Source organism: Micromonospora avicenniae (genome assembly GCF_900156065.1).
GTDB classification, from domain to species: Bacteria; Actinomycetota; Actinomycetes; order Mycobacteriales; family Micromonosporaceae; genus Micromonospora; species Micromonospora avicenniae.
Genome location: NZ_FTNF01000003.1, coordinates 487,917 through 496,782 on the forward strand (window position 1 = coordinate 487,917; position 8,866 = coordinate 496,782).

Genomic DNA, 8,866 nt, shown 5'->3' on the forward strand with positions numbered 1-8,866 from the left:
TCACGAGCGTCCTGCGCAGCCGTGATTATGCGGTCCTCGATGGAGAGCGTCGGCCCCGCGGAACTGCCACCCACGTGCTCTGTCGATGGCCGGGCGACGAACGGATCGACGGCCGGCGACGAAGCGGCCCGCCCGGAGCCGAGCTCCGGACGGGCCGCGACGAGAACGGTCAGGTCACTGCTTGGCCGGAGTCACGTGGACCCGGGCACTCGAGTTGTCCTTCGCGCTCTTCTCGATGGTGATCGAGACGCCATAGTTCACGCGCAGGTCACCGGGGTTGCCGGTGCCCAGCGTGATGGCACCTCCGCCCAGGGTCATGCCGTAGAACTCAGGCGCCGGCTTCCCGTCCGGGTAGGTCACCCGGGTGGTGTACGGGGCGTTGTCCCGCGACGGTAGGACCACCGAGGCGTCGCTGTCCCGGGCGTACGCCGCGCCGTCGCGCATCTCGATGCCCGGGTACCAGCCCTTGGCGTCGGTGAACGCCTTGACCGGCGGCTGCGCGCCGAACTTCGTGCAGTACTCGCTGTACGGCTCGCCCGCCGCCTCCAGGCACTCCTGGAACGGGTACGTCGGCTTCAACGAGAACGCCGCGTTCGACGACTGCGGACGGCTGGGCAGGTTGTCCGTCACCGACGGGTCCTTGACGGCTGCCGCTCCCTTGCGGCGCAGCGGGTCGAAGTGCGAGTCGACGATGAGCAACCCGCCCTTCGCGCCGTAGCTGGGCAGCGCGGTGAGCTGCCCGGTGACGTGGTTGACGTCGCCGAGCGCGGTGTCCCGGTACCAGACCAGCATGCCCGGGGCGTTGTACGAGATCCGGTCGACCTTCCACGCGTCGCGCGAGTAGACCGTGTCGTAGGTGTACTTCAGGCCCTCGTCGAAGCCGTCGAAGTTGCGCCACTCGGCCAGGTAGTAGTGCGCCTGGACCATGGTGCCGCTGTCGATGTTCCAGCCCTCGCCGGTGGTGTCGACCCAGGTGCCGACGGTCGGCGTCCAGCCGTTGGCGCCACTCTCGACGTCGTCACTCCAGGTGGTGGCCCCGCCGCCGGTGACCGAGAAGTCGTCGGCGAACCAGCCCCGCTCCTCGAAGGCCTCGTCGGTGGCTTGGCGCAGCCGCAGCTGGATGGTCGTGCCCGCGTACGACGACAGGTCGACGTAGTCGTGCCGCCAGCCCTCGGTGCTCCCGGTCAGGCCGTACTTCTTGCCGCCGAAGTCGTTCATCCGGCCGTTCGGGTCCGGGTAGTTGTCCGGCGTGGTGACCACGTTGCCGGCCTCGTCGTACACCTTCTGCTCGGTCCAGGTGGCGCCGCCGTCGGTCGAGACCTCGACGAAGCCGTAGTCCCAGTCCGCCTCGATGACGTAGTTGTTCCACATCCAGAACTTCGCGTCGGCCGCCGCCGGGACCGCGACCGAACGGGTCAGCCTGACGTCGGCCCACTCCTGGTCGTTGCCGCTGTGCCACATGTTCGCGCCGCTGTGCGGCTCGGCCATCGTGATGACCTTGTCCGGCAGGTCGATCTTGATGCCGTCCTCGGTGCCCACCGGGGTACGTGAGGTCTGCCCGAGCTCGACGTCACGCGGCCGGGAGCCGGGCGCGACGGTGAGCGGATCGGCCCAGCCGAGCACCCACTTGTCCCAGATGCCCATGTGGGTGGGGAGCGCCTGGAAGATCTCGCCGGAGTGCGAACCCGAGGCCATCAGGTCCCAGAAGTCGACGTCCGAGTCGGCGTTGCCGGAGGTGTCGTAGAGGTCCGGCAGGCCGAGGTCGTGGCCGAACTCGTGGGCGAAGACGCCCACGCCGGCGTCCTCCGGCTGGACGATGTAGTTCGACACCTGGAGGTTGGTGCCCGGAATGGTGTAGCCGCCCGGCACCGAGGAGGAGTGTGCCCAGACCGCGTAGACGCCCTGCGCGCCACCGCCGGAGGACTTGCCCTTGCCGGCGTGCACCAGCACCAGGTGGTCGATCACGCCGTCGGGCTCGAAGAAGTTGCCGTCACCGTCCCGGTCGGCCTGGTCCTCGATGTCGTAGTCGGCCCACGGGAAGTCCGGGTCCTGCGTCGCGAGCGTGGAGATCGCATCGGTGGCGAGCCGACCGGCGCCGGCCGGGTTGTCCGGGTGACCGTTCATCGACTGCTCACGCCCGGCGACCCAGTTGCCGTTCTCGTCCTGGAAGCAGCGGTTCGCGGCGTACCAGGCCTCCGAGTGCGGCACGGTGATCCACGGGCTGGCCTGCCCGTCCACCGTGTACGCGCCCTTCGACATCTCCAGGTACATGTTGTGCATGGTGCGGCCGGACAGGTCGATGCCGGGCTTGCCGTCCGGGCCCTTCAGGTCCTTGCGCACCCGCTCGGTGATGCCGTTCTTGGTGTACAGCATCTTGTCGAAGTGCTCGGGCGAGAAGTCCGGCACCCACATCGAGTTGTTGTCCTTGTACGGCAACTCGGCCGGGTCCGGGATGTTGTTGTGCTTCGGCCCGTTCTGCACCGTGCCGGGAACGCAGGTACGGTCCTCGAACACCGTCTGCGGCACCATGACGTCGGTGAAGTCGTCGTTGGCCTGGTCGTTGAACTCCACGAGCAGCGTCAGCAGCTTCGCCGTCTGGGTGCTCGGCGCCTGCTTGATCTGGCGCGGGTTCTTGCCGGTCTTGATCGACTTGGCTTCGACCTTGGCCAACTCCCGCGCGGTGACCGGGTTGCCGCGAGCGTGCTTACGGTCGAACTCGCGGATCTTCTCGTGGGCCGGGGCGTACACGCCGTCCTTGCCCTTGACCTCGCGGCCGGCCGTGTCCGGCTGAACCTCCGGCTCGGCGTAGTTGATGTAGTACTCGTCCGTCCCGATCACCGCGTGCGGCGCCGAGGTGGTCCCGGCCGCCGCGCTGCTGGTCACCGTCAGTGACGTGGCCGCGAGGGCGATGGCGGGCAGCGCGACGAGTAGTCGTCGACGCCCGCTGGACTGGGGTCTTTTGTTCATGCCGCTCCGATCTCGGGCATGGGATGGCAGGACTTCGGCCGGCCCCTCGTCGATGTGACGATCGTCGAAGTTGTGCGGCCCGCGTGAACCTAAATCACCGGGGCACCGGAGCGACAGGGGTCGGAGCCTGCCTGTGTCCGTTCAGCTTTCTCCGGTTCACCCGACCGACCGATGTGACACCTCGTATCAGGAAGTGCTGCCTCCAGTAAGAAATGACGGAGGGTGGCGGCCCGCGCGGGCCGCCACCCTCCATCAGGTACGTCGGTCGTCAGTCCTCGTCGGACTTCCCGCCGCTCATGCCGGCGGCGATGAGTTCCATCACCGAGGAATCCTGGAGCGTGGTGACGTCACCCAGGGACCGGTGCTCTGCCACGTCCCGCAGCAGCCGGCGCATGATCTTGCCGGAGCGGGTCTTCGGCAGCTCCGGCACCAGCATGATCTGCCGCGGCTTGGCGATCGGGCCGAGCGTCTTCGCGACATGGTTGCGCAGGTCGGCGATGAGCTGCTCGCCCGCTTCGCCCCCCGTCTCCACACTGCCCCGCGGGATCGCGAACGCCACGATCGCCTGCCCCGTGGTCGGATCGGTGGCGCCGACCACCGCCGCCTCGGCCACCGACGGGTGGGAGACCAGCGCCGACTCCACCTCGGTGGTCGAGATGTTGTGCCCCGACACCAGCATCACGTCGTCGACCCGGCCGAGCAGCCAGACGTGCCCGTCGTCGTCCTTCTTCGCGCCGTCACCGGCGAAGTAGACCCAGTCGCCGCCCGACCCGCTGCCCGCGCCGGCCCCGAACCGGGACCAGTACGTCTCCAGGAAGCGGTTGTCGTCGCCCCAGATGGTGCGCAGCATCGACGGCCAGGGCTCGGTGAGCACCAGGTAGCCGCCACCACCGTTGGGCACCGACTGGCCCTGGTCGTCGACCACGTCGGCGGCGATGCCCGGCAGCGGACTCATGGCGCTGCCCGGCTTCGCCGCGGTCACCCCGGGCAGCGGGGAGATCATGATGGCTCCGGTCTCGGTCTGCCACCAGGTGTCCACGACCGGCAGCTCACCGTGGCCGACATGCTGCCGGTACCAGATCCACGCCTCCGGGTTGATCGGCTCACCGACGCTGCCGAGCACCCGGAGCGAGGAGAGGTCGTACCCGGCCGGGATGTCCTCGCCCCACTTCATCATGGTGCGGATCAGCGTCGGCGCGGTGTAGAGGACCGTCACCTTGTACTTGTCGACGATCTCCCAGAACCGGCCCTTGTGCGGGGTGTCCGGCGTGCCCTCGTACATCACCTGGGTGGCGCCGTTGGAGAGCGGCCCGTACACGATGTACGAGTGCCCGGTGACCCAGCCGATGTCGGCCGTGCACCAGTAGACGTCCGTCTCCGGCTTCAGGTCGAAGACCGCGTGCGTGGTGTACGACGCCTGGGTCAGGTAGCCGCCGGTGGTGTGCAGGATGCCCTTCGGCCGGGCCGTGGTGCCGCTGGTGTAGAGGATGAACAGCGGGTGCTCGGCGTCGAACGGCTGCGCGGTGTGCTCCGGCGAGGCGGTCTCCACCGTCTCGTGCCACCAGTGGTCCTTCTCCGACCAGGCGACGTCCCCGCCGGTGCGGCGCACCACCAGCACATGCTCCACCGACGGGCACTTCGCCACCGCCTCGTCCACTGTCGGCTTGAGCGCCGACGGCTTGCCCCGCCGGTAGCCGCCGTCCGCGGTGATGACCACCTTGGCGCTGGCGTCCTGGATCCGGTTCGTCAGCGCGTCCGCGGAGAAGCCGCCGAAGACCACGCTGTGCGTGGCGCCGATCCGGGCACAGGCGAGCATCGCGGCAGCCGCCTCCGGAATCATCGGCAGGTAGATCGCCACCCGGTCGCCGGCCGTCACACCCAGGTCGGTCAGCGCGTTCGCCGCCTGGCAGGTGAGCTTGTGCAGATCGGCGTACGTCAGGGTGCGGGTGTCACCGGGCTCGCCCTCCCAGTGGATTGCCACCTTGTCGCCCAGACCGGCCTCCACGTGCCGGTCCAGGCAGTTGTACGCCACATTGAGCTGACCGCCCACGAACCACTTCGCGAACGGTGGGTTCGACCAGTCGAGCGTCTGCTCCCACTGCTTCGACCAGGCCAGCCGCCCGGCCTGCCGCTCCCAGAAAGCCAACCGGTCGGTCGCCGCCTCGTCGTACGCGTCGGCCTTCACGTTGGCGTTCGCGGCGAGTTCGGCCGGCGGCGGGAACTGGCGCGTCTCATTCAGCAAGTTGGCCAATGCCTCGCTCATCCGTGCTCCTCGTCGCTCGGGGTGACCTGCGCCTCGTCTGGGGGAGAGGTTAGTCCGGCCGGCCATGCGAGGCGACCGCCGGTCGCCCGCCCCCGCGCCCAGCGGCCCACGCCACGCGCCCAACTGCAAGCGGGAGCCCCGACGCCGCCGCTACCGCCGGAAGCGGCCATGGTGGTTGGTCGGCGTGGGCCCCGCACCGGTCGCTAGCGTGACGGGATGACCACCGACCCGCTCGCCCCGCTGCTCGAACTCGCCGACGTCGCCCCTGCCGCCCAGCAGGCCCGGGAACGGTTCGACGAGGCGCTGGGACACCGCGCGCTGCGCCGGCACGGAGGACAGGTCGCCGCCGAGGTGAGCCTCCGGTCCGCGGTGGCCAGCGCCGCGCTCGAGGGGTACGCCTACGACCGCGAGGCGGTCCGGGCCGGCACCGTCACCGATCCGGTGCTCCAAGGCGCGCTGCGGGTCGCCGGGGCGCTGCCCGGGCTGATCGAGCTCTGGCCGAAGGCACCCCGGCAGGCACTCGCCAGACTGCACGTGCTCGCCGCCCGGGACGTCGTACCCGAGTCGGAGCTCGGGCGGCCGATCACCGAGCGCGTCCACCAGGTCGACGTCGTCGCGTCCGCCGCCGCCGGCCTCGGCGCCCGGCTGGACAACCTCGCCGCGCTCGTGGCCGGCGGTACCCGGGTGTCACCGCTGGTGCTCGCGGCCGTGGTGCACGGCGAGTTGCTGGCGCTGCGGCCGTTCGCCGGTCCGTCCGGCGTGGTGGCCCGCGGCGCGGCCCGGCTGGTGCTGCTGGCCAGCGGCACCGACCCGCGCGGCCTGCTCCCGGTGGACGTCGGCCACCACGAGCGGGAGCCCGAGTACGTCGGCTCGGCCGGCGCCTTCGCCACCGGCACCCCGGACGGGCTCCGCTCCTGGCTGCGGCACTACATGCGCGCGGTCGAGGTGGGCGCGGACGAACTCACCCGGATCGGCGACGAGGTGCTGGCCGCGTCCTGACCCGGATCACCTCCGGCCGGTATGCCCGGCCGTCGGGATCAGCGAGCAGCCGAATGTGATCAAGCGGGGGTGGAGGTCGTCCGGGTACGCCGGTGCCGGCCGTACCAGGCGATGCCGATCGCCACGCCGACGCCGACGCCGAGCGCAGCCGCCGCCACCGGTACAGCCGGCCGCTCGCGCAGCCGCCGGCCAAGCGGGATCGGGTGGCGGAACTCCAGCACCGGCCAGGCGTTCTCGGCGGCGAGCTTGCGCAGCTGCCGGTCCGGGTTCACCACCGTGGGATGGCCGACGCACTCCAGCAGCGGGCGGTCGCTGTACGAGTCGGAGTAGGCGTACGAGTCGGCGAGGTCGTACCCGCGCTCCTCGGCGAGCCGGGTCACCGCCTCGACCTTGCTCGGGCCGGCCGCGTAGAACTCGACCTCGCCGCTGTACCGGCCGTCCTCGACGGTCATCCGGGTGGCGATCACATCGGTGATCCCGAGCAGCTCGCCGATCGGACGGACCATCTCCTCGCCGGAGGCGGAGACCAGCACCACGTCCCGACCGGCCGCCTGGTGCTCCTCGATGAGCGCGGCGGCCTCGGCGTACACGTACGGATTGATCAGCTCGTGCAGTGTCTCCGCGACGATCTGACGGACCTGCTCCACCTGCCAGCCCTTGCACAGCGTCGCCAGGTAGTCCCGTGTGCGGGCCATGGTCTGCTCGTCGGTGCCGCCCAGCCGGAACATCAGCTGCGCGTACGCCGACTTGACCACGTCACGACGTGTGATCAGCCCGTCCCGGTAGAACGGCCGGCCGAACGCCAGGGCGCTCGACTTGGCGATGACGGTCTTGTCCAGATCGAAAAAAGCGGCACCTCGGCCCACGGCGCGAAAGTCTAGCCCGATGGTCTATGGTCGGCGGGTGCCCGGGGTCCGATGATCTCCAGATCGGCGGCCGGACGCCCTCACCTCAGCGCACAGTGATCGCGATCACACTCTGCGAAACAAATTCGCAGGGAGTGGAGTGAACACCACTCGACGTAACAGGTCCGCTCAGGCAGACTTGTCCGCACGACGAGTGCTCATATCCGACAGTAGGCAGACCCTCAGCGGTTGCACCCCCCGTGACCGCTGAGTTGGTTCGGCTCGACCCCCCCGGAGCCGAACCTCCCGACGACCCCCGTCTCCCCCCGACGGGGGTCGTCCCTTTGCGCATCGAGCACTGCGGCGCAGGTCACAGTCCCCCTCGTCTTCGTCAAGGGAGCCCTCCGAGGGTGTTTCCCTGGCAGGAGTCAGCAGATCGTCAGCAGGCAGCGTGAAGGCATTCAGGACCCGAGCCGCGTAGTCATCCGGGGTGTGCGTGTAACGGTTGAACGTCGTTGACGCCTGCTCGTGGCCCATGACCCGCTGCACGAGGTTGATCGGGACGCGGTCGGTGACCAGCCAGGTGGCGTAGGCGTGCCGCAGGTCGTGGAACGCATCCCGCCGACCGCCTTCGCCGCCACGCAGGCGACCGCCTCCCGCTCGGTGGTGAACTTCGCCGAACACTCGACGCCCTCCCGGTCGGGCCAAATCGCTCGGTATCGATGCGGGCCGGTGTTCATCACCTGACCGAGCAGACCGGCCCGGACCAGCGACGGCAACCACACCCGCCGCCGGAAAATCGACCGACGCGGCGGCCGACCGACCCGATCGTGCTTGACGTGGCGGGCCGGGCGGCGGCCCGCTCCCAGGAGGGCGGGTCGATGGCAGAGGGGATGGCAACACTCCTCGGGGCTGCCGCCGCCGGCTAAAGCAGGGCGGCTGCGCGGTCGAACATGAGGCTTTTCTGGTGGCCGGCGCAACGCCTCAACAACCGGCCCCGCAAGATCCTCGGCTGGCGCACCCCAACTCACGTCTTCCACACGGCTCCGGCACCCTAACGATCGTCACCGTTGCGACGAGCGCTCGAATCCGCCTGATCCACTGGAGGTCTCCGTGCGGTGCCGAGGGCGAGTGCTACCCGCCGATCCCGATTGGCGACTCGACACGAGTGCGGTCGCCGCGCGTGGACGGTGCGCTGACGACCAGGAATTGAAGATCAAGGTCCGAGTCGTTGGCAATCTGGTGCGGGACGCCGTGTGGGATCTCTAGGCCGGCACCGGCATGGAGGTTGACGTCCCCTTCGCGTGTGCGCATCGTGGCCTGGCCCGCGAGAACGTAGAAGAACTGCCTGGCGCGGTCGTGTACATGCCACTCTTCCTCAGTGCCCGGTGGCATGCGTTCCTCGATGACGGACAAGTCGGCCCTATCAACAAGCCGCCATCCGTCGCACCGGTCTCCCCACGAAAAGTGCTGAACATTCTCAGCGGAAACCATGCCGCTTGCCTCGATCGCGCTCACAATGTCATCCTCCAGTGCTGCCCCGCCTGATGATAAGTGCGAGCGGGCGCTCCAATCCTGCCTCGGTGGCCGCAGGGCCGAGAAGCGAGGTGCGCCGGAGCGCCAGCACCGGCGGTCGTTTCGTGACGGAGACGGCCTCGGAGCTGCACGAGTCCACTACCGAGAATCAGCACCTCCGACGGGTCGCAGGAGGTCGAGAAGCCGGGCGGTCGAGCGGATCGCGGTCACAGGTCTTTGGCCATGTTGCGGGCGGTTTCGGTGAAGCCCAGCTGCT

General features: G+C 69.4%; 6 protein-coding genes. 1 reads left to right on the forward strand and 5 read right to left on the reverse strand.

The genetic code is table 11. The features are described from left to right. Positions 1–174 precede the first annotated feature (174 nt). On the reverse strand, positions 175–2,967 hold the full coding sequence (locus BXA10_RS07970) for an immune inhibitor A domain-containing protein (RefSeq protein WP_076469184.1): 2,793 nt from the start codon (positions 2,965–2,967) through the stop codon (positions 175–177). 268 nt (positions 2,968–3,235) lie between these two features. Beyond that, positions 3,236–5,230, reverse strand: coding sequence for an acetate--CoA ligase (acs, locus tag BXA10_RS07975; RefSeq protein WP_076469187.1), 1,995 nt, complete (start codon positions 5,228–5,230; stop codon positions 3,236–3,238). A gap of 216 nt (positions 5,231–5,446) precedes the next feature. On the opposite strand from acs, the gene BXA10_RS07980 reads away from it, so the two are divergent. Further along, a complete protein-coding gene (locus BXA10_RS07980; protein WP_076469189.1) occupies positions 5,447–6,229 on the forward strand; it encodes a Fic family protein in 783 nt (260 codons plus the stop codon). Between the two features lie 59 nt (positions 6,230–6,288). On the opposite strand, the gene BXA10_RS07985 is transcribed toward BXA10_RS07980, so the two are convergent. From BXA10_RS07985 to BXA10_RS07995, 3 genes are all read right to left on the reverse strand, one after another. After that, entirely contained in the window at positions 6,289–7,095 is an 807-nt protein-coding gene (locus BXA10_RS07985; RefSeq protein ID WP_076469191.1) for an HAD family hydrolase, read from the reverse strand. A 168-nt stretch (positions 7,096–7,263) separates the two neighbouring features. Beyond that, the gene (locus BXA10_RS07990) at positions 7,264–7,977 is read right to left on the reverse strand and encodes a tyrosine-type recombinase/integrase (protein ID WP_342742868.1); all 714 of its coding nucleotides are present in this window, start codon (positions 7,975–7,977) and stop codon (positions 7,264–7,266) included. 231 nt (positions 7,978–8,208) lie between these two features. After that, positions 8,209–8,592, reverse strand: coding sequence for a cupin domain-containing protein (locus BXA10_RS07995; protein ID WP_217696737.1), 384 nt, complete (start codon positions 8,590–8,592; stop codon positions 8,209–8,211). Positions 8,593–8,866 lie beyond the last annotated feature (274 nt).